This window comes from Wolbachia endosymbiont of Culex quinquefasciatus Pel (genome assembly GCF_000073005.1).
In the GTDB taxonomy this organism is placed as follows: Bacteria; Pseudomonadota; Alphaproteobacteria; order Rickettsiales; family Anaplasmataceae; genus Wolbachia.
On sequence record NC_010981.1, the window covers coordinates 297,485 to 323,247 of the forward strand.

At 32.9% G+C, this 25,763-nt stretch carries 10 protein-coding genes; 4 read left to right on the plus strand and 6 right to left on the minus strand.

Annotation, left to right across the window (positions count from 1 at the left end):
• Window positions 1–95 precede the first annotated feature (95 nt).
• Window positions 96–1,028: an Rpn family recombination-promoting nuclease/putative transposase gene (locus WP_RS01445; RefSeq protein ID WP_012481792.1), complete on the plus strand. Its 933-nt coding sequence runs from the start codon at window positions 96–98 to the stop codon at window positions 1,026–1,028.
• Here the strand turns inward: WP_RS01445 and WP_RS07080 are convergent.
• Both WP_RS07080 and WP_RS01455 read right to left on the minus strand, forming a co-directional pair.
• Window positions 1,012–9,258, minus strand: a complete 8,247-nt coding sequence (locus WP_RS07080; protein WP_012481793.1) for an ankyrin repeat domain-containing protein — start codon at window positions 9,256–9,258, stop codon at window positions 1,012–1,014. The two genes, WP_RS01445 and WP_RS07080, sit on opposite strands and share 17 nt — an antisense overlap.
• Window positions 9,255–15,167, minus strand: a complete 5,913-nt coding sequence (locus WP_RS01455) for an ankyrin repeat domain-containing protein (protein WP_012481794.1) — start codon at window positions 15,165–15,167, stop codon at window positions 9,255–9,257. Before WP_RS01455 ends, WP_RS07080 begins: the two co-directional genes overlap by 4 nt.
• Before the next feature lie 748 nt (window positions 15,168–15,915).
• Between WP_RS01455 and WP_RS01460 the strand changes: the two genes are divergently transcribed.
• From WP_RS01460 to WP_RS01470, 3 genes are all read left to right on the plus strand, one after another.
• On the plus strand, window positions 15,916–17,253 hold the full coding sequence (locus tag WP_RS01460; RefSeq protein WP_007302980.1) for a hypothetical protein: 1,338 nt from the start codon (window positions 15,916–15,918) through the stop codon (window positions 17,251–17,253).
• A 7-nt stretch (window positions 17,254–17,260) separates the two neighbouring features.
• Window positions 17,261–19,459 (plus strand): hypothetical protein, encoded by a 2,199-nt coding sequence (locus tag WP_RS01465; protein WP_007302979.1) that lies wholly within the window; start codon window positions 17,261–17,263, stop codon window positions 19,457–19,459.
• 649 nt (window positions 19,460–20,108) lie between these two features.
• The gene (locus WP_RS01470) at window positions 20,109–22,055 is read left to right on the plus strand and encodes an ankyrin repeat domain-containing protein (RefSeq protein ID WP_007302978.1); all 1,947 of its coding nucleotides are present in this window, start codon (window positions 20,109–20,111) and stop codon (window positions 22,053–22,055) included.
• A gap of 466 nt (window positions 22,056–22,521) precedes the next feature.
• Here WP_RS01470 and WP_RS01475 read toward each other — a convergent pair whose 3' ends face one another.
• From WP_RS01475 to WP_RS01490, 4 genes are read right to left on the minus strand one after another with little or no spacing between them, the layout of a single operon-like run.
• A complete protein-coding gene (locus WP_RS01475) occupies window positions 22,522–24,003 on the minus strand; it encodes a recombinase family protein (protein ID WP_007302977.1) in 1,482 nt (493 codons plus the stop codon).
• A 9-nt stretch (window positions 24,004–24,012) separates the two neighbouring features.
• A complete protein-coding gene (locus WP_RS01480; protein WP_007302883.1) occupies window positions 24,013–24,444 on the minus strand; it encodes a DUF2924 domain-containing protein in 432 nt (143 codons plus the stop codon).
• A gap of 4 nt (window positions 24,445–24,448) precedes the next feature.
• A complete protein-coding gene (locus tag WP_RS01485) occupies window positions 24,449–24,898 on the minus strand; it encodes an ankyrin repeat domain-containing protein (RefSeq protein WP_007302882.1) in 450 nt (149 codons plus the stop codon).
• Window positions 24,899–24,923: 25 nt separating this feature from the next.
• On the minus strand, window positions 24,924–25,634 hold the full coding sequence (locus WP_RS01490; RefSeq protein ID WP_007302881.1) for an ankyrin repeat domain-containing protein: 711 nt from the start codon (window positions 25,632–25,634) through the stop codon (window positions 24,924–24,926).
• Between the last annotated feature and the right edge of the window lie 129 nt (window positions 25,635–25,763).

Sequence of the window (25,763 nt, forward strand, 5' to 3'; positions counted from 1 at the left end):
TACTACCAAATAAAGATATACAAAATGTTTGCATTTTAGTTGAATATTTCTTCACAATTGTGTATAATTATTAATGCTTTTTATCTTACTTTCTCATGGCTTTTTCTAAATTTCTTGATGCACGCAATGATTATGCCTTTAAAAGAATATTTGGCACCGAGAAGAATAAAGATATTCTCATTCATTTCTTGAACGATATTTTAGGCTTCACTGGCTTAGCTGCTATTCACGATGTTGAATTCTTAGCTACCATTTTGGACCCTGAAATTGCCGCTAAAAAGCAGAGTATTGTCGATGTTCTTTGTAAAGACTCTCAAGGTTCAAGATACATAATAGAAATGCAGTTTACTAAGACCAAAGGCTTCGAAAAACGCGCTCAATATTATGCTGCCAAAGCCTACTCAAGTCAAGCTGATCAAGGTGATAATTATCATAATCTCAAGGAAATTATCTTTATTGCTGTTGCTGATTGTATTATTTTTCCAGATAAGGCTGATTACAAATCTAATCATGTCATTTTAGATCAAAATAGCTTTGAACATGACTTGAAGGATTTTTACTTCGTATTCATAGAACTACCTAAATTTACAAAGACAAAAGAAGACCAACTAGAAAATATAGTAGAAAAATGGTGTTATTTTTTCCGATATGCAGCAGAAACAAGGGAAGAGGATCTAGATAAGATAGTTGGTAGTGACGTAATAATAAAACGAGCTTATGAAGAGATGAATAAGTTTAATTGGTCAGAAGAAGAGTTACTAGCATATGAACAAATGAAAAAACGCATAATGGATGAGATTGCTGCTTTTGCTCAAAAATTTGATGAGGGTCTTAGAGTAGGTCAAGAAAAAGGTAGACAAGAAGGCATCCAAATCGGCCATGAAAAAGGTAAAATTGAAGGTAAAATCGAAGGTAAAATCGAAGGTAAAATCGAAGTTGCAAAAAACTCACTTAAGGCCGGTGTCTCTATTGATGTTATCGCTGAAATAACCGGCCTTTCTTTAGATGAGATTAAGAAATTAATTTAACCTTATTCTGAGTTAAATGACCTTGAACGGAAGCATTACTTAAATAACTTTGGGGCCCTGAGTTCGTTTTCTGTTCTTTTACAACATCAACTTCTAATCTACCATCTCCGTTGTGCTCTATTGATTGATTTAATGTTACATCTAGCCCCTTATTAAATTCAATCATAAACTTGTCAAACTTTTTCGGACTTAATTTACCAGGATATCCAGCTTCTCCGTCAGGACATGCTTTCTCTACATATGAGCTTAAAATCCCTGAAATCTCATTAAATTTACCACTCATGACTTTTCTAGTAATCTCTTTTTGCATTCCCATATAATCAATATTTAACCGGTGCATTGATACACCACTTTTTAATCCAGCTTGCTCTACTACTTTCTCAAATCCCTTTGTAATATTGAGTGCATATCCCTGTGCTTCTAGTGGAGATATAGACTGATCTGCTGTAGAAACATACTTCTGACCTGTAACTTTTCTAATGAGCATGTCAAGTAAAATTATCGTACCATTTACATCCATTTTTGCATCTACTTGTGAGATTGGACTTTTAGTACTTTCAGGTTTAGAACTTAATAATCCACTTATTGAGCTTTTTACCCAACCAAATAAATCATTTATCCATCCAGTTGGTCTTGTGCTACTACTTGTTGTACTCCGACGATGACGAGCTTGCTCTCTATGTCTACTATGCCTATGTCTGTGCGTTACAGGTTGATCAGACAACATCATAACTTCTGGATTGAAAACATCATTATAGACTTGATCCTTATGTTCTTTTTTCACAACATTCACATCTCTTGCCGTACTTATTTCTTCCTGATGCTCTTTTAGAATTATTTCCTTATCAGCAAACTTTATGAATAATGTTTTCATTCTCGGTGTTTCGTAGAACTTACTAAGTGTAATAGTGCAGAGATCATTCTTAGTAATAGTCAAGTCAAAAGCATTAGTTATCATTAGATCATTATCATTACTACGAACAAACTTATAATTTCCTCCTTTTCTCGGTGTAATAATTTCACTACCTTGTTCTATATCTTGATTCGTGACCACAATAATTTCCTTATCCCTTTCAAACATCAAAGGCTGTGGTTTCAAACTCCACTCATTATTATCAAGGTTGATTTTCATAGGAGCATTATCCACAATCACATGAGTTTTGTTATACCAATTAACCCCATCTTTTAATCTCACAGTACAATACTCATGTTTTCTCATCTTACTCACAGATGAATCTTCTGTTGGCTTCACTTCAACTACTGTTGCTTCTAATAACAAATCATTTGCAGATTTTAGAACTTTTAATTGAAAATTATCTTGATTTGAGAGTTCACCTCTTACCTGCCTTACTACATTTCTTAAGTCAATCGTATCTATTGAATTCTCCTCATCAACATCATGAATAATAACCTCAGTAGTTTCAGAATCAATTACATATACATTTTCACCACCGTTACCCACTAAATGACTCCTATACGCTGGATTGCTATGTATTACTTCATGATTTCCACTTCCTATTACCACTGTCTCATTACTTAAAACTGATTGTATAAAAAATGACATTTTACTTACTCTATTTGCTACAGGTAAATAGTCTCTTATCACCTCTTCACTAGACTTATCACTACTTTCTAGCATATACAAATTACCTTTATTCCCTATTCTTATCTCACCACTCTTTCCTAGTCTGTAAGCAGGATTTTCTGAATAAGAGATTGTGACATTAAATTCTTTATTTGACTCAACAAAATTGAATTTTACTTCATGTTCAGTTCTGTTAAAAACATTTATATATTTTACATCGATACTTTTTATATCAACTGCCTGATATGCAAACCAAAACGTGTTGTTTACATTAAATCTTTCAGGGCCATAGATAAAACTAACCTCAGCACTTCCACTGCTATTTAATGGTACTAGATAATCAAAGCTTCCTTTCAATGCTCGATTGTATACTGCCGTATTAGGCCTTACTACTATTTGCATTTGATAATCACAGCTATCATCTATTATGTTTATTCTATCTTTAATTTCTTCATTACCACTTTGACCATCTATCAGTCTTACATTACTATTACAACCATCACAGGAAACTGTTATTGTCTCTGCTTTATTTGCTCTTCCTATTACCTTATTTATTTCACATATTTTTAGCCAATTGTCTCTGAAATAGTCTGCTATCTCTCCTATCTCTAATTGAATGTTTAATTGCTCTTCCTGTAAAGCAAACAATGTTGTATCTAAAGTATTGATTCCACCTTCTCCAGATAGATGTCCCTTTATGTACTCTGCCTGTAAAACAAATATATCGTCTTTATTTCCTCCATAATATTCTTTAGAGCCATTATTCACTACAAAGATATTTGGACTATTTAAAAATCCTTTTGCGTAATCTTTACCTTCTCCGAGATTAATTAAAGTATGATCTCCTGTTTTATTTGCGAATATACCAATTGCATTTTCACATAGATATGATCCATAATCTGGTGCAGGCTCATCATTTCCCTGTGGTAAACAAAATACTCGACCTTCATTTAAATCATCGGGTCTTGCTCTGCTCCATCTTATACCCGTTCTTTTTCTATCAAGTAGTACTTTACTATCTAGTTTATCAGTAGTAGGAAAAACATAGCTTTGAATATCACTATGCTGTTTTAAATACCCAAGTCCTTGCTTAACTAACTGATTATAAAGTTGTTTTTTCTCCATGAGCTCTTCTATATATTGTTCGGGCTTCATACCTATAAACGCACGTAAACCTTCAACAAACTTCTCATCTCCAGTTAGATGAATAATCTGATCAATTTTATCAACTCTCTTTACTGCCATATAAATATCAGTGCCAACAAATACTACAGCGCCAATTGTAGCTCCAATAGGACCAGTAACACTTGATACTCCTTCCAGTACTCCAAAAGCTTCAGCAACTTCCACACCAATCTCTGCAGCGTCAACACCTAAGTAAATACTATCTCCTACTACACCAACTAGTGCCTCTTCTGTACCATTTTTAAATGCTTTTATCTGATTTACTAGATCATAGACAACAAAAGCAGAAGTACCGCGAGCAAGAAAAGGAGATGCTGCTTTTAAAGATTGACCAACTAATAATTTTCCCTCTTCAGCTAGTTTTAATCCTTTAAGAGATGCAGCTTCAGCAACTTTAGCAAATCCTTGACCACCGGCTATAAAACCAACATTGATTGCTGCACCTTGATAATTACCATTTAAAAAGTCAGCGAGAACATTTTTAGCCATCATTCCGTGCATGGTCATGCCTGCTACTCTACCCAAATGATTCATGACTTTTTGATTGCCAATTAGCTTACTTACGAGACCTTGAGAACTATCTCCGATTTTAACCTCACTTGCCAATTGAATTAGCTGACTCTGCTTTTCTTTCGGTAAATCTTTAATGTAACTGACAAACCTTTCACTATCTATCTTAATCTTACTTAAATCTCTTTTTTCATCCTTCTCCTCATTAAACTCATCTACATCTTCCCAGGTGAATAAACACTTTTCACCAATAGCTTCTCTCTTACTCCTTCCTGAACTTGTGCTCGGTAAACATTCTTTAGCTGAAACTTCACCTCCTTGTTTTACAGCTTCTTGCTGCTGATCAGAAGACTGAATAAGTCTTAATTTTTCTATAAGCAAGTTTGCAATATCTTGCTGCTTATTAGCAATAGCAAATTTTAGAAGTGTTTTTTGATTACGATTACGAGCGTGGAGAACTGCTTTAAGTGTGTCATCATCTTTTCCTTTTAATAAAGAATTAACTTTATCTTCTTTACCATCTTGAACATCTTGAAATAATTTATCAATGTCACTAAGTAGATTCTTAACAGATCCAGACTTTGCTAGATCTAGCGGTGTCTTACCTTGTGCATTTTGAACATCATAATGCGCTCCTTTTTCTAAGAGTAATTTTACTATCTTTAAGTAACCTAATTGAACAGCAGTGTGCAGCGGTGCCCTTCCACCTTCTTCTTTAGCATTAACATCAGCGCCTTCTTCAACAAGGAATTCAATTACATTCAAGTTTCCAGAATAAGCAGCATAGTATATCAGTGACCTACTAAGTTCGTCCTTAGCATTAACATCAGCGCCTTTTTCAACAAGGGATTTAACCACATCCAAGTTTCCAAAATAAGCAGCCCATTGTAGGATTAACACATTACGTTTGTCCTCATCATTATTATTCAAAGCACCTGGTACTGTAAAAACAAAGTCATCAAAGCTGTAGTTTTCATAGTCAATACTTTGCAGCGGTGTCTTTCCATATTTGTCCTTAACATTAAGATCACCACCTTTTTCAACAAGGAAGTCAATTACATCCAATTTTACCTTTCTAGCAGACAAGTAAAGAGGTGTCCTTTCATCTTTGTTCTTAGCATTAACATCAGCTTTACCTTCTTCAACAAGGAATTTAACCATATCCAAGTTTCCACTTTCAGCAGCCATATGCAGAGGAGTTACTTGCCAACCTGTACTCATAGCATTAACATCAGCTTTACCTTCTTTAACAAGGAATTTAACCATATCCAAGTTTCCACTTTCAGCAGCCATATGCAGAGGAGTTACTTGCCAACCTGTACTCATAGCATTAACATCAGCGTCCCAGTCGTTTACCAAAATCTTAGCAACTTCTAATTGTTTATTGAGGGCTGCTACGTGTAATGGTGTGCAACCTTGATATTTATATTCCAAATCTTCATCTTTCTGGGTTTCATCTGCAGTACTTAATAATATACCACTTCCTTGCATCTTAAGATTAGGATTTGCTCCACTCTCTAAAAGGATTTTGGTCACTTGAACATCGCCTTTAAAAGCAGCATAGTGTAGTGGTGAGCCATATTTATCATCTTGACCATTAATAATTGCTTTTATGAAATCAGGTTCTATATCTTGATCTTGTAATATATTATTTATCATTTGATAGTCTTTATTTTTAATAGCCTCGGTAAGGGTCTTATATGAATCATCCAGTTTCTTTAATAATTCAAGAATTTTTGATGATTGATCAGCAAATTTGAACATCAGTTCTAATGTTCCCATTATTTTTTGCTGACCTATAAGATTTAAATGCAACCAAGTTTCACTCAAGAATTGAATACCACCACATTCATAGATTTTTGATATCAAATCTTGTAATTCTTCATTTGTATCCATGCTTTTTATAGCTAATATATCTAATATTTCTCCAGTCTCATATTTTTTATGACCTGAATTTTCTTTTAGCTTATTTATTATTTCTTTCAATCTTAATACTTCTTCTTCTACTTCTTTTAACGCATCATTAATTTCATAATCTTGTCTTATATACAAATTTAATACCCGTTCCAGCAAATCTTGTTCATAGTCATCAAGAGATTGATATCGATTTTCTTTCTCTTTTCTTTCGTCTAGTGAATAAAATTGATGATATAAGTGTTGATAATCATTGAACTTAAGCATCTCTCTATAACCAGTCAAAATTTCATTATATACCTTGCTATCAGGGTACTGTTTGAATGCCCCTATTTCTTCTTTAGCATTAGTTATATAATCACGAAATTTACCTAAGGCATTTTCTACTAGATTAGTATTACTATCCTCATAAAACTTAAAAAGTAGTTTTGGTATATTATCTGGTAGAAGAGGTATTCTTTTATTATATTTGGATGATTCATCCTTGTAATTAAGCGATAAAGATATTCCTTGTTGATGACTCTCAACAAATTCATAACCTTCGAAGTCAGGAGAACTACCTACATTATCAATAATTAGCTTTAGTATAGTGCCTAGTGGATTACTACTTTTATTAATCTTCTGATTGTGCAACTTATGTACTCCATCTAAAAGCTCATGGATGTAGTGTATCTGCTTAGCATACTGTAGTGTTGTTTTTGAATATTTAATATCCTTATGATTATATCCTACACCAGCTTTTAGTAACAGTTCGATTCTCTCAAATAAATTCAAAAACTCTTTATCAGAATGAAAAGAAGGCTGACTATTACTAGCATAATTCAGTTTATTTATAGGACTATTTAAGCTCTCGTAACAATATTCAAAAAGCAATACATTTATAACATCAGAGAAATCAATACCCTTTTTTATAGCGAGCTCAGTTATTTCTTTACCATATTTGAGGGATTGTACGGCAATCAATTGGGCAGGGGAGATCTGACTACTAATTTCAGGATATTTAAATCCATTAACAAGGTTACTATCAGTCTTTTCTATTAACAATTCAATTACATCTGACGGGGCAACGTACTGAAAAGCTTCAAGTATTGGCAATTCTTGTCGATGATTTAAATCTTCATAAGGTTTACCATCAACTATATCTAGCTTTAAACAAGATCTAAGAACATCAAATTCAATCTTTTGAAATATACGTTGAACTAAAGTCTCTGAATCCTTATCCTTCCAATTAGGATCATAAGAAAATTTTTTAACGAGAACTTCTAAAACATCTAGGTGAGCATTTTGAGCCGCTAACCATAAGGGACTATAGAACCATTTATCACGTTTTAGATATTTCTGTAAAAATTCTTTATTAAGTTTTGTTTCTAAGGCTTCAACAAGTTTTATATACCCCATTTCAGCAGATACGCATAATAATTTTAGTTGATCATTATTCTCAATAACGTCTACATTACTTTTTTCTTTTGTCGACAAAGAAAACTCAACTATCCCAAATAACAGTTTGGTTGATTGTTTACCGTTGCCATTATAATCATATCGTGTTGTTTGATCAAGAAGCTTTGTGAGTAGGGTTCTCAGCTTATTCTGCTTATCAGGAAAGTCGATGTTGCTTTCAAAATCTTTTTTTGCTTTTAATTGAAGAAACTTAGAAATTTGTATCCTATCATCCTCAATTAGGTTTTTAGTTATAATATTCTCAACAAAGTCCTCAAATTTATCAGATTTAACTGACTTAAACCTTTCCCAAAAGTAACTAGCAGCAAAATATTCAGCAAAAGTACGGTGAATGAATCTAGGCTTATTATCAATAACTTGTTCAATAATACCTGTACTTTCTTTCCCTTCTTTTATATCGTCAATTAATCCGCGTACTTTGTCCATTTCTTCTCCAGTAAGCAACTTCTTTACTTCATCTTCGTTAAAGATTGCATATAAAGCTAATTTCATATGATCTTCTATAAGTTTCTCGCGTCCTTCTTCAACCATCCCTTTCATATCTGGATCGTCAATATTCATACCAGGCTTCTTTTCTCCAAAGCGAATTTTATAAAACTTTATGTCAATAAATCTCTCATATAAAGTAACCAAATCCTGCTCTTCAATTTTCCTTTTATGTTCATCAGAAAGCTCCTGCTTATTAGAGTCATAAAAACTCTTGAATGCATCTGTGAAAACTTCAGCAACCATAGATGCATGTAGCGGTATACTCATAAAATCTTTATCACCTATGGATTTAGGAAGCTTACCTAGTAATTCATCAATAAAAACTCCTGAGCGTTGCTCATCTAATTCATTAAGTTTCAACTTTTCTTTCCAAAATTTCCTTAAAAAACCTTTCTGTTCTTCGAGAAGGAGTGGCTTTAATGAATATGAAAATACACTAAGTTGATCTTCTAGTTCTTCTTGAATAAAATTATAAGGACGAGTAGTTATCCATAGCTTTTCTACTTTAGAATTTTTTAGAACTTGCAGTAACTCAATAACTTTTTCTGTATAGTCAGGGCTAATCTCATCAAACCCATCAAACAGTAAAACAATCCTGCCCTGATTATAAAAATTATTAAATAGCTCTATTTCTAATAAGTCCAGATCCTGAGTGCTTTTTCTGTCCAAACTTATTTTACTGTCTTTTACAGTTATAGCATGGAGAACATTTTCTACCGTTTGTTCCCTTTTCCCCTTCTTTTCTGTTGTTTCTTCTTTTTCTCCTTGAAAGAGTTGAAAACCTACAATCCTGTATAGGAATTTTATCGCTTCTGCCTCGTTAAGTTTTGTTTTCTTCTCTGTTTCTATTTTTAATTCAGTTGAATAATCCAGCAAGTTGATTCTTACAATCCACAAAGATTCTTTTGTCTTTAATGCTAAAGGAGTCAGTACAGTAGACTTGCCCATACCAGGTTCAGCAGAAATAATTACTACTTTGTCTGTTATATCTGTAATTTTCTCTGGTTTATACTCCTGAATAGCCTGTGCATTTGTATCTACAGACTTTCTTAATTTAGATAGAGTACCATAAGATTTCTGCCATATCAAATCATCTCCCTCCTTTTTGAGCCAATAAATATTGTGTTTTTGTGATTATCACATAAATGCTTAAAATCCTCACCTGTATCAGAAATTAATACTATATCCTGATCTTCCTTAAGGTTTTGCCTATTCACTTGACTGCTATAAGTTACAAGAAACTTAGAGTCTTTTTCCTTCAAAATTTCTTTTTTGATCTTTACTTGGCGATTAAATGTTCGGGAAATATAATAATCCTTAATATCCTCATACTTTGAATCTATGAGTGCTTTACCTATCTTTACCTTCTCCTTATTAATAAGCTTAGATAATACTTCTCCATCTAGTAGATGTTTTGACCCATCATCTACTAATGTACCTAAACTTACCTCCTTTCCTTGAAATATGACTTTTTCTCTTTCTAGAAGTTTTTCTTGTGACTCAGTTGTAAGATCAGTTAAGATATTTCTTTCATCTTTTTTTTCAGTATATTTAGTAGAGGAATCCTCTTTAAATTTAGCAGCTAGAGGATCTTGCTCTTGAGTAATGAGAATAACTTTTTTATTACTATTAGACTGTATTATTGAGGATAATCGATTGTATAATTCATCTACTCTTTTGTATAATTCATCTACTCTTTCTACCTCTATGTCATTACAGTGAATTACTAATATATTATTTTCTCCTCCTTTTTGCTTCAATTCAGTTATTGCTTTTTCTAAATAGTCATTATCCCCTCCAAGAGAATACAGATAATCTAAGTCTATAAAATCAGCAGTTACAAAATTTTGAACTAACTTAACAGCACTTAGTAGCTTTTCCTTTGCAATAATATTTAAAATTTGTTTATTAGGATCACTTACAAAATCTTCTAACTTCAATTCTTTAATTGAATCAGAGCTAAATTCAATATCACTGCCCTTAATCTTATGAAAATATATAATCCTTAGAATATTTAATATTGGATTATTAATAATCCTGTCTTTTACTTCATTAAAATAACTGCAACTTTTTGTTAAGTATGGAGCCTCTTTTGGCAACTTCCACCATTTTTGCACTTTATCGTGTACGTCCAGAAAAATTGCATCAGTTTTAATATCAAAAAGAGATTCTCTGTTTTGTAGATAATATTCGCTTATTTCTTGCTTTAAAATTTCCTCTACTCCATCTTCTTTAGCTTGATTTGTAAAAAACTTTATTTTGTCTAGAAACTCTCTTACCAAACTTTTATCATGTTTTTCATCGATTAATGAAAGCCTAGGGAAATTCTTAACATTAATTTCAAATCTATAACTATCTAGTTTTTTGTTTGTTAAACCGTTCTCTTTTTCAATTTTGTCCTTCAATTTCTGAAAAAGTTGCTTAGCATTTTTTGGCAATGATTCTTCATTATTATTAAATTTAAGCATACTTGTTTCTTCGTCGAAGATAAGTAGATTACCTACTAAACCTCCAATACCTCCATTGATTGCTATGTCTCCTTTGTTTAATCTCTTTTGATTGCCAACCATATTGTCATCAATTGTGACAACATAATTATTTGTAACCTTGCCATCTTTTAACAAATCAATAAACTTTAAGGTTAAATGCTCTAATCTTTTTTCTTTTCTTAACGCCAAATCAAGATTACCAAAAGTACTAGGAAGTTTTAAAGAAAGCGATTGTAATTTTTTCTTTCCTGCTATCCAAATGGCGTCATTAACAATTTTTTGCGTTACTTCCTTTTCTTCCAATTTATTCTTTAAATCGATGACTTCTTGTGGAATGCCCTTTTCGACGAATTTAAGCCTACTCTCTTCAGAATCGAATGTAACCACACTTCCTATCAGTTTGCTTATTGTATCCGGAGATGTGTTCTCTAACATTGCTTCAACCAAAACTCTTATTTCTTCTGGTTTAGTTGTTGATTTTTTGTCGTATACTATTTTTTCACAAAGTACTTTCTTCAATATCCGCAAAAGGTCTTCTTTACTTTCAAAAAATTCATCGCGAAATTTCCATTTACCATCGCTCACTTTTCTTATAACTTTTTGTGCTAGGACAACATGGTAGCTTTTTATAAGCCCGTCTGACATCATGTTATCTGTGCTAGACAAAATGAACTTTGCAAAATTCTCTGCTAGTATTTTAGTATGTGATTCCGACACAATTTTTACTAAAAGACCGATATTCTCGTCTTTATACTCAAATTGAAACCTCTTTCCTTCTTCTTCGCTTGTATAAATTAGAACATCACCTGTATTAGGTTGTTCTATGCTTTTTTTCTCACTAAAGTTCTCTTTAGCAGGGGTATAAATAACAAAGTCACAATCTATATTTTGAAATTCACCTTTGAATATAACATCATCACTTTCTGGATTAAACTTATACTTAATTCTTAAGTAACTATCAAGGTAACTATGTAAACTAAAATCCCCACCTTTTTTTTGTACTTCTCCAACAGTAACTTTCTTATTGTCAGAATTATCTTTATGCTTAGCTTGTATAAATATAACTCTTGGTTTTTCTTGTCCACTCAAGTTATACCTAAAAATTATGTCATCAAGAGCTCCTACTCCATCAACATTTGTGCCTAAATAAAATTCGTTTATCTTTTCATCATTTAAAGCCCTGAACAAAATCAACATTAACAATTTAGTCTCATAAAGCTGTCCACTAATACCCGAAGTTCCACTTCTTTTTTGATAAAAATTACTGTTATCAGAAGGAGATTGCTCAGGGTGTTGCTTAACTGATGACTGTTTATGCAATTGTGTTGGATTATTAACTTGGCGAGAAGGTCCTGGCCGCTGATCATCTCGGTTTTCCTGTTTACCTTGAGCATCTATATTAGTTCTTTGTCGAGGTTGTATCTGTGTTTTTGAACTCAATAACGTTTCTAAGATTTGAATAATGCCTTGTTTATTAGGATTGCTATTATCAAGCTCATTAGCTAAGATTAGCGGTGATTTACCTGCATTATTTTCGATGTCAATCTTTGCCCCTTCTTTCAGTAGAAGTTCAACAATATCCTGATGCCCTTTACTTACAGCAACATGTAGTGGTGTATCACCTTTATTGTTTTTAGCATTAATATCTGCTTTCCACTTTTGCAGTAATTTTTTAGCTATTTCTTTTTTTTCCCTTTCAATAGCATAGTGTAAAGGGGTATTATCTTTATTATTTTTATCAATAATGTTAACCTTTACTCCTGCTTTTAGCAGCTCCTGAACTTTTTGCAGATTACTATTCTTTATAGCAGAAAATAGCTCTGTATTTTTTTCTCTTTCATCATCACTATCAATAAAGTTAGGAGAATTAGGATTTATTTGTTGATGCTGAGCGGAATCAATAGTACCTCGAACTGACTGACGATTATTAGAAGATTGCTGAGAAGAACCTGCCTGAGACTTCAAGTGTGGTATCCTTGAACTTCTCATATCTGCTTCACCTAGCACATTACTGCTCTTTTTTCTATCAACTTGCGAAGCAGCATTTTGATTAGCTAAACCAGAAGATTGGCTTACAGGAATAGGAGTTTTTGATCTTTTTCCTGGTTCTTTGATTTCAGAGCTAAAAGATTGGTGATCTGGCCTTGACTTTCCTGAAGGTGTTTGCTTTCCTCGATCATTTATTTGACTAGAAATTTCTGACTCCTGCTGTCTACTAGAGCTAAGTTGATGACTACCAGAAAGTGGCTGCCCATGTTCAGAAGACTTACGCTGTTTTGGATCAGAATGTAAAGAATGACTAATAGTAGCATGTGAAAAGTGGAGTCCTTTATGAAATATTACAGCTTCCTCTTTTTCTCCCCAAAGATTTTCATCTGATTGGTAACTTCCTAGTAATTCTTTGTTTGGCTCAAATACTTGAAGTCTATTCCCATTATCATAATAAGCAGTAATTTTGATATTAGCTAAAGATGCTAAAATAGGGACTTCTTCAAAAAACACATAATATGCATTATCACTTATTGCTTCTAGATAGGTTTCATAGAGAACTTCATCGTTCAAAAATGAATCTTTTATAATTTTAGGGTTATATGTATTACCATACTCCTTTTTACTGAGGCTAGAATTCAATATTAATGCACAAGACTCAAGATCTTCTATGATATCATTATATAACCTCTCCTTATTTTCTTCTTTAAGTAAGTCTTCAATACTGAGCAAAGTTTTTTGGTCTCTCGGAGAGTCGACATTACGCTCATTACGCTGAGTAATAGCTTTTTCTATTACTGGATATATTACTTTTCTGAAGTCACCATCATCACGAAATTTTTTTATAATTTCTTCTTGTAATTCTTTAATCTTACTGTCAGCTTCCTCGATTTTCTTATTTGTTTGCTCAGCCAATCCTTTTATTTCCTCAGATTTAACAGTTAAATCTCCTGGAGTGTTTAAAAACCCATCAAAAACCTTTTCTAGCTGATCTCTTAAAGGATTTGGCATCTTAGGATCACTTAAAGATGTAAATTGACTTAAAAATTTGTGCCATTCCATTCTCATATCTTGTGCTCTTTCAGCTTTATATGTACCAGAGCTGTTGTCACCAAAGACTGCATGGAAAAAGCAGTTGCCGAATCCTTCTGTAGTAAAGGTATCAACGAAAGGTTGTGCTTGATTATTATGTAAATCACTATCTTCTTCAAGATCAAAGCTTTTCTTATTTTCCACACCATAAACTTCTTCTCTAGGAACTTTTACATTTTCTGTAATATCTGCTGTAAGACCACCAAGAAGTGGTACAAAATGCTCCTTGTAATTTACTATTCTCAAGACCTTTTCATTACTATCTTTATGTAACTGATCAAAATTCACTCCTTCTATAAAAACTTCAGGGTCATTATTATCTGGTGTAATTTTAGTTACTGTAATTTTTTGACCATTTTCTTCATTAGTCGAATAAAAACAAAGCACCACACCATACTTATTGGAAATCATTTGACCTTCAATTTCGGGTCTTCCCCATATAGCTGGATAATCAGTTCCTGTAGCCATATTCTTAATGTCTTTTAAGTATTTACGAAAAGTCTCCCCTTTATCTATTACATTTATTTTAGTTTTTGGGTCTTGTATAGGACCATATGGACCTTTTAGCGCAGCAAAGTAGCCACCAATAGCAGCGTCTTTTATTACTGCTTCATAGGTCCAACTATCTTTATTATTATTTTCTCTAGCATAATCTGCACAATCTTTTCTCAGTGATTTTACATTAAACCTTTCACTATTTTCGACCAGACCTTTATCCTTTAACTCATTCAAGCCTTGAGCTACGGAGTCAAAAAAACAATCTCCTGTTTTAAGTGCTACTCCTATTTTAAGGTCATCAGGGTAAGAACTTCTTAATTTATTTAATAGACCCTCAAGATTTTGTTTTTTTGACTGATCTTTTTCCTTAGTTATCTTTTGGAAAATGGAAATAGGCTCTCTAGTTTGTAATTCTTTTAGAGTATCATCATTTTTGGGTTGTTGCTGAACCGAAGAAACTTGTTGATTAGAAGACCCTAATTCAGAGTATTTTTGTAATTCTCCTATAATAATCTGATTGTCAAGGCGTACAGCAATATCTAATGGACTACTGCCTATATTATTTTTGATATCAACCTTTGCTCCTTTTTTCAGAAGTAGCTTAACAATATCCTCGTGTTCTTTGCTTACAGCAACATGCAGTGGTGTATTACCATTATCATTAAAATCAATATCATTGATATTTCGTATCTGGATAAGTAACACTTTAATTTCATTAATCTTATCTAACTGAGGATTACCTGTTTTGTGCTCACGTATTGCAAGAAACAATTTTGCAATGTTAATATCATCAGGATTATATTGCCGCCTTAACCTAGATTTAGGTTGCAAAGATCTTTTACTCTGTTGTTTTTTCTTCAACAACTCAACTGCTTGTGAATCTCTTCCTTCATCTTTTAGATAATCCGATGAATGTTCAACTTTCAGCATAAAACCCCCCGCCTATATTCGAATGAAAACTTAATGTTATACTAGATATGGATATATGCTAATAAATACAATTGGCAATGCAAGTAATTTTTTATGTGTATTATAGTATTTTATTTTCACGCTGTTTTATTTTGCACTAAACTTGCGAAAGAGTTTTTTTCTATTTTTAAACTTTGTCTTTGCTGTAAATTACATCAACCTTTCTCAAAGAAATTACTATTAATCTAGCAATGTATTTCACTAATAACTTAACCACTTTCAGTAACCAAAACCAAGAAACGTGAGAGCTGTTTTCTTTGGAATCAATTGGTCTACCAAACGATACATACGAACTTTTCTAGATAATAATTTCATTATACGCTGAAATCAGCTATATTGGCTCACTTTTACTAAACCTACGTACGAACTGTTTTGCCTAAGCTTATGAAAATAATTTAAATCTTCTATTTTTATAACCTTATTTTTACGCGGCTTGTTCTCACAAATATACGACCCTTTTTGCAATCTTAGGAAGAGTCAATAATTCAAATTTTTGTGGCACTAAAATAGGAATTTCTTTAGTTACAGCAAGGTCTATTTTTTCGTAAGTAAAAGTGTTTTACAATTAATTATTAGAATGAAAATATCATACTTGGCTCTCAAGAAATTTCCTGTTGTGCAGTGGTAAGGTTTGGAGAAAAAGATTGGCTTGGCAACGATAATTTACTAGACTAAAGTTTATATTAAAATACAAAATGGGGTTGCGGGTATGGAATCTGGTTTGGATCACAATTACAATAAAATACTTGATATATTAAAAGGTGCTATTAAAGGCGACGATAATCAAGTTAAAGCAAGAAAACACCTTAGAGTAGAAAGATGGTTGAGGGCTTATATTCAATTAATTGAAGATTTTGATGAGGAAAAACTAATTTTTTTTTCTGATATATTCTCTGATAATTCTTGTTGGGATGGAATAAAATTAAAGAATAAAGCTGTTGGTGAAAGGCTAACTGAAGAAAAAAATAAAAATGGAAAAGAAAATCCGCTTGATCTTGCAGATAGATATTACTTGGCATGTAAATATTGTCTAGAAGATAAGATTCCTGGATTATTTGAACAAGTATTTATGAGATTTAAGAGAAGTGCCTTTGAAGAAGATGGATCTGATGATGATCTGAGAAGAGAATTATTGGAAAATATCGAAGAAACTAGCCCTATAGAAGCTTTCTGGTCTTTTCTTATTGATAAGCAGATTGGAAAACTAAACGAATATAAATCAGTTGAAGGTTTGCAAAAATCCATACAGATAAATTCTAATAAAAACTGGGAAGAAGGTATAGAGTTCTTCTATAATAAATTACACAATGATTCCAGTATTTCTAGTCAAGATAAAGATGATCTGTTAATTGAAGCAGCTTTATCTGCAGTAAAGGGTTACAAAGAAGTAGACACCATAGAGTTTTGCCTGTCTAAAATGGATGATGAGCAAAAGAAAAAATTACTAGATAGAGATTATAAGGAAAATACTTATTATGCAGTGTTGAATGTGCTAGTAGGTCAGTATTACTTTGATTCTTTTATGGAATTAAGCCGATTGTGTAGTCAGATTGAATGTGAACGTTACACAACTTTTTTATCTTCATTATCAGATCAAGTACTGAAGAATCCAGATCTGTCTGAAGAAACAAAAAAATGTATGATGAATGTTTGGGAACGTATAATAAAATTAAAAACTCAAGACCGCGGGGAGCAATCTATTTCCTCTATTTTTGTAGACTATTCAGTTACATATACAATAGCAAATTTAATTGTGGATCCAAGTAGACAAGGGGTAAGTAAAGAAGAAATATTAGGGAAGATATTAAAGCACGTAAAAGAAATGAGTGGTGAAGAGATGATAAAGGTTAAAGATTCTGTATTAAGTAAAATTCAGTTATTTCATGGGGGTAAAAAATTGCAGTTAGGAGAACAAGTATTTTCTAAATTAGCTCAAGAAGCTTCTAAAGAATCAATTTTGCGTGAAGCTGGTGATACTTTGCCACAGTCAAGTCTCAGTACGACTGATACCCCATATAATATAAAATCTTTAAGCCATAGCAAATAGGAGTAATATGCCAAGTAATGTCAAGCCGCTTGAGTTGGTACAGCTTCTGTTAATGAGAAATAAATCAAAAGACGAGTTCCTAGATTTTCAAAAAAGGTTCCAATCGTTTATCAATCAATCTCCTTCTTTTTTGCATTCAGTTGGAAAGCCAGGCTTTTTCCCTAGTTTCTTTTTTGGTATGTTTGCTACTGTATTAGACACAGAACTTGCTACTAAAATTGGTATTAAAAAACTTCATTTTCGTTTTGATGATAATAGAACTTTAAAAATAGCTATATTAACTAATGAGGGACTTAAGTGTATAACGATGTCTGATCAAGTTGATGGTAACATGCATCTAAAGTTCTCTCAAGGAGAGTTAGAAAAAATAGCACAGAAATGGAAAATGGGAGCAGAGTTTGATAAACTAGAAAAAGAAGAGCATGAAATAACAATTACAGGAAAAGAAGTAAAGCACGGAAAGGTTGATCCAGCTTTTAGTAAAAAGACTGATTATTCACAAAAAGGTTTTACAGAAATAGAAAAAGATCGTGACCAACAAGACCTAGAGAGCTTAATTTCAAAATTGAGTAATCAAGATTTCGAAGAAGTAAAAAAGAACGCTAGAAGAATGTTTAATTATATTACAAATGTCTATAAGAAATATGAAAAAGAAACTCTATTTAGCGGTAAAGAATCAAGTCATCATGGGTTTTTAGCTGGGTTTTTGATAAATTTTAAGTATCGTTTTCACCTAAAACTTTATCTCGAATTATTTGCTGGAAAAGGTTACGCAGACATTATTTTGCTTGTGCGCGGTTCTGATAAGTCGCTAAGCTCTATTCCTATTATTATTGAGCTTAAAGCAGGTACTGGTGAGATAAGTACAGTGATAAAAGCATTGAAGCAAGCACAAGATTATGTTAAGGGCTCTTTTTCTAACTCTATAAGAATGATTACTATAGCTAATGAAGCTATTTGTGTAGGATTAAATTTTGACATGGTTCATCACGAAAATGTTAAAATTGATGTAGAAAATTTTCTTAGTCGAGAAGGTAATTCTGTAATAGAAAAGTTACTTGGCACTGAAGCAACGAATGCTGAGGTGATAAGAACACAGCTAGAGTATCTTTACTATGGAATTGTTTGGAGCAATGGTGGAAGTGATAATATTAATTATGTCAGCAGAATGATCTTAGGTCAGCTAGTACTTATTTCTAATATTATTAAGCGTGAAAAGTTAGGTAAACATATTTTTATTTATGATCAAAATGATAAAATGGTTACTGGATCACAGAAACGCCCAGAAGCAGCAAAAGAAAGTATTGAGGATTGTGTTACAACTATAGTGCTAACTTTAGGTAAGAAGGTGCTTATACTCAACATAAATGAAAAAAATGAATTTGCATTGAGAGTGCCAGATAATAAAGGAATTCCTATTGAAAATATTAGGAGAATTCAAAACGTCAATGACATAAAGATACAAGAAATAACCTGTAACTTATACAGTACGCCTAGTAATAAGAATCCATTTGATCAGTACTGTAATAAGAATAAGGGAATTACAGTAAATACGTATGACTCATTGGACAAATACAAAAGAGGTAAAGAAATTTTACAAGGTAATTTTACTCGAATTGTGGAAAATAAAAAATTTAAAGCAGCTTTGAGCAAAGCTATAGAATCTGGTAAATATGATGATTACAAAAAACTATTTGAAGAAATTTCTCATATACTACATCCTTTCAAATCATTAATAAGCAATGAGGCTACATTTCAAGCTGTATTGCATGGTTTATTTAGTAGCTACGGAGAAGATAATATAAAAGTTATTACTGAATTTCAAATAGGTGGTGGAGAGAAGTTGGATGTTATGTTGGTTATAAATGCTACTGATCAAAAAAAAGAATACCCCCCAGTTGGAATAGAGCTAAAATTTGCTAAGAAAGGAGAATTGGATAAAAAAGAAAAAGATGCTAAGGACCAGTTGAAAAGATATAAAGAAGGTGAAGCGTATAAGGTAATTACTGATGCTGGCAAAGTGAAACTGATATATGCTGTTTTTAATAAAGGTGCAACAGATGAAGGTTCCCTTATAAAAATTGGTAATGAGTTTGTAGAGGTAGATGTAAGACATAGCTCTGTGGTTGCTTTTGGTCAACAGCCAGGTAGTCTCCAACAACCTTATGTTAAACAAGCAGGTCTATCTCGAGCAGTTAATCAGTGATCTAGTCTTAAGAAATAGTCATCTTAAGTAGGTTATGCTGTCGGGAAGTTTTGTGACAAAGTTATAGAAGGAAAACAAAATGATCCTGATACGAGTACATGGAGTGCTGTTAAAAGTTCGTTTTCCGATACATTTATTACTAAGCATAATATGAATTACATTTATAGTAATCAATCTCCAGTGAATTCCTTAGATAGCTAAGAGCTAAAAGTATGTATTGTGTAAATAGTTACCAAGGCTGGAAGGTTTTGAACTTTTTTTCACAACACTGATGTTCTTGCTAAAATATTTTTGAAAAAGTTAGTTGACTTATAAATAATTCTCTACTAATACTGGCATGTGTTTGTTTATTCTGCTGAAGTGGCTCCGCAGGTTACTGTATAAGCTTCAGCAGTTTCCGTGCTCCTTTAAAGCATCATGCTCTTATAGTAGTGATATCAAGTATAGGTCTTAACCATGTTGATTTATAGTAAAATTAGCTCAAATTTGGAGTCATAAGCAACTTTTAACCTCTCTATATACTCCATTGTTACTCACCATAAAAACTTAACAAAAGCTTAACGACGTGAGCAGTAAAAAGATTATGGTTATTGACTTAATGTTACATATCGCATACAATATATCATATATCTTAGCTTAAGGGGTAAGTATGAGTGAGTCTACTGGGATGGTAAAATCTATCATCAATCTACTAAAGCCAAAATCCAAATCAGAACTATATGATTTCGAATATGAGTCCATTATAGAACATCTATCATCTAAAGAGCATTTATTAAATGAGCTGATGAATGATATGTGGTACTCAGGAGACTTACCATCAGTTAGAAATCATAATGAACTACCTTCTTTAATTGATAGCAAACTTGGACTAAGCGAGCAAATTTGTGTTTGGTTTGCTCTGGACCATGATCTTACGCCAAGTCAAAAAATTTTAAACAAAAAGTTACTTAGTGCTCTAAAATGTTTAGCTTCTAACTGTGGTTCATTTGATAATACTGAGCCCCTTGAAGAATTTTTATATGATAATAAAAACAATAAAGATTTAAAAGTGATTCTTAACCTAAGAAGAGGAGAATCTCAATCAACAGTATTGCATGCGATTGCAGGAGCAAATATTGGTGGATTTCGTCGCACAGGAAATCAGGCTGTAGATTTACTCTTAGAAGCAGGCGCAGATCCTAACATACAGGATAGTAAAGGAAAAACACCATTATACATTGCTGCTGCCAAAGGTCATTACAATAATGCAAACTCTCTTTTCTTAAAAGGAGCTAACCCTAATATAACAAGTAGAAAGGGCAAAACTCCACAACAAATAGCAACTAATAAACTCTGCTATAATATAGAAGAATTATTTCTAACTGATAAACAGAAAAAGTTAAATGCAGAATTGTATGACTTACTTGTACTCGATTCAGACTGCACTAAAAATTTAAAGGAGTTTTTAAGTAAGCATAAAAGAGATTCAGACCTAAAAGTAGTGCTAAATATTCGGCAAGGAATGGGTGAATCAAAAGTGTTTTCGTATGTTGATCGTTTTGCTTGGGACAATGAAGGTCTTGCTCAAGAGTTAAGAAAGATATTTTTAGAAGCAGGAGCATTAGATTATGATATAAATATTTATCGTCAGCAAAAGAAAGGACAGGCCAGTAAATTACTCGTTAATTTAACTTCAAATCAAAAGGAGAAGTTAAATAATTTTTCTGATAAGGTATTTCGAGCTCAAAACATGGCTGAACTTGAAGAGATTGTAAATGATGCTATAAAGTCTGGTGTACGTTTAAATTATTCTTCTTCACAAGATTTTTTTTTAGGTAATGAGTACACTTTTACCGATTATGTGATGAAAAAAATCAGTGAGTTGGAAAAAAATCCTAAAGTTGCTAGTAGTATAATATGTCAATTAGTATCAAAAGGAGCAGTGTTTGGTAATACAGTTGATGCTAACACACTGACATCAGAATTTAAAGAGCATAAAACTAACCTAAAAAAAGCTTATAGAGATTATATTAGCAATTCTCATAAATTTATTGAAATCGCAAAAAGTGCAACCAATAGCGAGCTAAAAGATGCAAGAGTAGACAACTCCGTTTTTTACTTAGAATATTCTAAAGATAGTAAAATAGACATTATAAAGATAACAGATGGGACAAGGGATTTAGGTCTAACCGATGGGGATGTAAAGTGTGGAAGAAATATAGTAAAGATCGGTAAAAGTGAAGTAGAAATTAAAACTGAAGATGGCATAAGGAATTACACAGATCTTACAGAAGGCAGCGATATAGTATTAACCTTCTATACTAGTTTGGGAAATGTAGACGTTAGGCTGTATCCTGACGTACAGAATAAAAGCAAAATTATAGTAGAAGTGAGTAATAGAGAAGAAATATTAGAAAAATTCAAAGGTCGCGAAGAAGAGTTAGGCAATGATTGCGAGCTTGGTAACTACTGGGTCTACGATGCTATTGAACAGGGATATTTTGAAAGATCTGGTGGATTAATGCGTCCTGAAGTAATAAGCGAGTCTAACAACAAATGGACAAAACGTGAAGAGTTAAGAAGGACTTCTGATCCTAGGAGAGAAGTTTCTAGGTAGATTGATTTGCTAAAAAAGTTGAAGATTATTATTTAAATATAAACTACTATAATTTATAGGTTAAGGAGTTCGTACCAATGTCTTCTAAGAATACTCTTTTATGTTGTTTTTAAGCTGGCTACAAAATGAGGATATGGAACATACAATGGCTGGGCTGCCTTTTACACTCCAGATCTACTATTAAAATATGCAGCTAAAATTGGATACATTTTCTACCATTGTCGTATCTAGTCTGTTAAAATCTTCAATATTTATATTGATATCTTCGCATAATTAGGTGTCAACTTTTGTAACATTGATTTACTTTTCTATATCAATCTCAACATCTTTTGGTATGGTCCTTGATTCCTCTATATCAACTGCAGTAGCGGCAATTTGGCTATTTTTCCTATTTCTCAGCAATACCTTTCAATAGTTTTTGGTGTTTTCAGTTTCTCTCCTTTTGTTCTTTTTATAAATGGTGTAATTACGCCCCTAATCCATAAAATTTCTCTAATTGCTCACCCCACAGCATCGGTATTTCTCTTAAATCCACTAACCTCAAACCCCTTGGCTGCCTCCCATTTACTATATCTTCTTTAATTTTTGGTGCTAAATAATTTAATCTTAAAATTTGTTGTATACGTCTTGTACCTATATTAACTTTAGCACTCAGCTCTTTTATATTTGCGTATTTTCCTTCCTCTAGCTGACGTTTCCATAGGTGAGCCCTCACCACTGCTTTCAGTAATGCATTGTTTGTTTTCCCCTCTGGCTCTACTACTGTGCATTTGTTTCCTTTCTTTTTTATTGGTATAAATTCCACCTTATCCTCTGAGCTCACCTCTATTCCATCTTCTTTTACCATTACTCCCTTTATTAACTTTTTCACTACTTCTTTCTGTTTTCCAAAACTTAAATTTTTCCATTCTTCTCCACATTTTTCATATAAATCTTCTGCTCTTTTCATCACTTCTTTTTCCACTTTTCCTGCTACTACTGTTCGATTTACCGATTCACAACTTTTTCCTCTTAAATGGTTATTACATATATAATATCGGTACCTTTTATTCTCTTTTTTTGAGTACGTCAAAGTCATATTTACATCACAGCTTTTGCACTTAATTATTCCCCTAAGCAGCGCTTCCTCATATTTTGCTTTTCTATATGGCTGATTCCTTATTAATTCTTGTGCTTTTTGCCACTTTTCCTCTTCTATTATTGCTTCATGTTTTCCTTCATACTCTTTCTCATAATGCCGTATTTTTCCCATATATATTGGATTTGTTATTATTCTCCTCACCGTTGCTTTTTTAAAGATATCAAACCTTGCTTTCGTTCTGTAACCTTGACTATTTAACTCCCTTGCCAATTCTGCCATTGATTTTAGCTCCATATACCTCTCAAATATATGTTTTACCGTCTTTGCTTCTTTTCCATTTATTATTAATTCCTTATCTTTCACATCATACCCAAGCGGTAAAGTTCCACCCATCCATAATCCTTGTTCTTTTGATGTTGCTATTTTATTTTTTACTCTTTCTACGATCATTTCTCTTTCTAGTTGCGCTGCTCCTGATAATACCGTTTGTACAAATTTTCCCATTGGTGTGTTATTATCAAATATCTGCGTTACTGCTATAAAATTTACTCGGTGCCTTCTAAAAAATGATGTCACTTCTATGCTGTCTTTTGTTTCTCTTGATAGCCTATCGAGCGTATATACTACTACACAATCTACTTCTCCTGCCTTTACATCTTCAAATAATTCTTTTATTGCTGGTCTTTCTAAGTTTTTTCCTGAATATCCGCCATCATCGTACCTTTTTGCCAATGCTACCCATCCTTCTCGGCTTTTTATATATTTTTCACATGCTACACGTTGCGCATCAAGACTATTAAACTTTTGTTCTAGACCATCTTCATTTGATTTTCTCGTATATATTGCACATCTTACTTCTTTTAGCATTCTCTCTCCTCAATTTCCACTTTTGTCACGCATCCCGAATAATAAAGGTCCGTTGTAGCTCATTCCCATTATTTTCCCGGCTACTGCTGACAATGACGTATAAAATTCTTCTCTGTAGATTAAACCCTTATCTGTTACCATTATTGCATGTGTTTCTTCACCCCTTTCTAATATCAGCTCTGTTCCTGCTACTGGCAGTTTATCGCTACTTATTCTTTTTCCCTTCTCTAGTCGATCTGCTAGATATTCTAGTCTTTTTGCCCCCTTTCTTGATATTTCTCCATGCACTTTCTCCTGTAACCTATACGCCAATCTTGGTATCAGGTACTTCTTTGAATGTCTAGGTGCCTCTTCCCCATATACCTTCTTCCATATTTTTCTCATTTCACCCAAAGGTTTTTTCTCTAAATTCATTACTTTCTTTTCTATTTCTTTCTCCATATTTTTAGCCCTTCATAAATAGCTTTTCAATTCTGTCTATTTCTTTCTTCAATATTTCAGTGATCTCCTTACTGTTTTTCGCATAATCCATTGCTGTCATTCCAAATTTATCCGCTTGTTCTATTTCTCCTCCAGCCTTCACTAATTCTTTCACTATCTCTTTTTCGCCTATCATGCATGCAAGGTGCAGCGGTGTGCATTTATTTCCATATTCTTCCGCATTTACATTCCCTCCTGATTTTATCAATTCCCTCACGATTTCTAGACGTTTCTCCGTTACCGCTAGGTGCAGTGCTGTGTATCCTTCTACATCTTTAGCATTCACATTCGCTCCTTTTTCGACTAATAATCTCACTGTTTTTGCGTCTACTGCATAATGTAGTTCCCTTTTCGTCTCTTTCTTTTTAAATGAGCTCTCTAATAGAGATTTCTCTTTCTTACCAAGCTTTATCATAATCTACCCCTACCTTTCTTTAAACCTAAGCCTTCCTTTTCACCACCTCATCTATCATCTCATTTACTTGGCTCATTATTTTGCTTGCTAAATTTTCACATTCTTCCTTTATTAGTGATTTGTCTCTCTTTCTTATTTCTCCTATCTCTATTATTTTTAGCTCCGGCATGTAGCTTCCATTCAACATGTCTGCTATTTCTCCCACTAGCCCCTCTATTCCATAGCACGTCAGTTCTCTACTTTTTGTTATTCCTCCTTTTTCTCTCAAAAATTTACTTGCCTTTTCACTCTCTTTGCTATCACATAGGCAATACTTTTCACTTTCCCAGATGTAATACATTGGTGTTGCACCATACTTATTCAGTTGATTAACTTCAGCTCCGGCCTTCACTAGCTCTTTTATTATTTCAACTCCTGCTCCTCCTATTTTGCACGCAGAGTGGAGTGGCGTACATCCAGTGACATATTGAGTAGCATTTACTTCCGCTCCTTCTCTTAGCAGCACTTTTACATTTTCTAAGCTTTTCGCAAATACTGCACAGTGCAGAGGTGTATAACCATTTTTATCTCTTGCATTTACCTCTGCTCCTTTCTTTATTAAGAACCTCACTGTTTTGTAATTGGAGATTTCTACTGCTTGGTGTAATATCGTCTCTCCTTCTTCATTTCTTTTATTAATATCCTTACTTGATACTTCTTTACAAAACTTACTAAAAGATTCTTTGCTAAACTTCATACTTACCTCACAAAATTAGCTTTTCTAGCGCCAGACAAATTTCTTATATTTACCTGCCGCTATTCAAGTCATGTCCTTTTTAGCATGAGAAAGCAAGTCCTTTTCTTTTTATTTCATACATTTTAACCT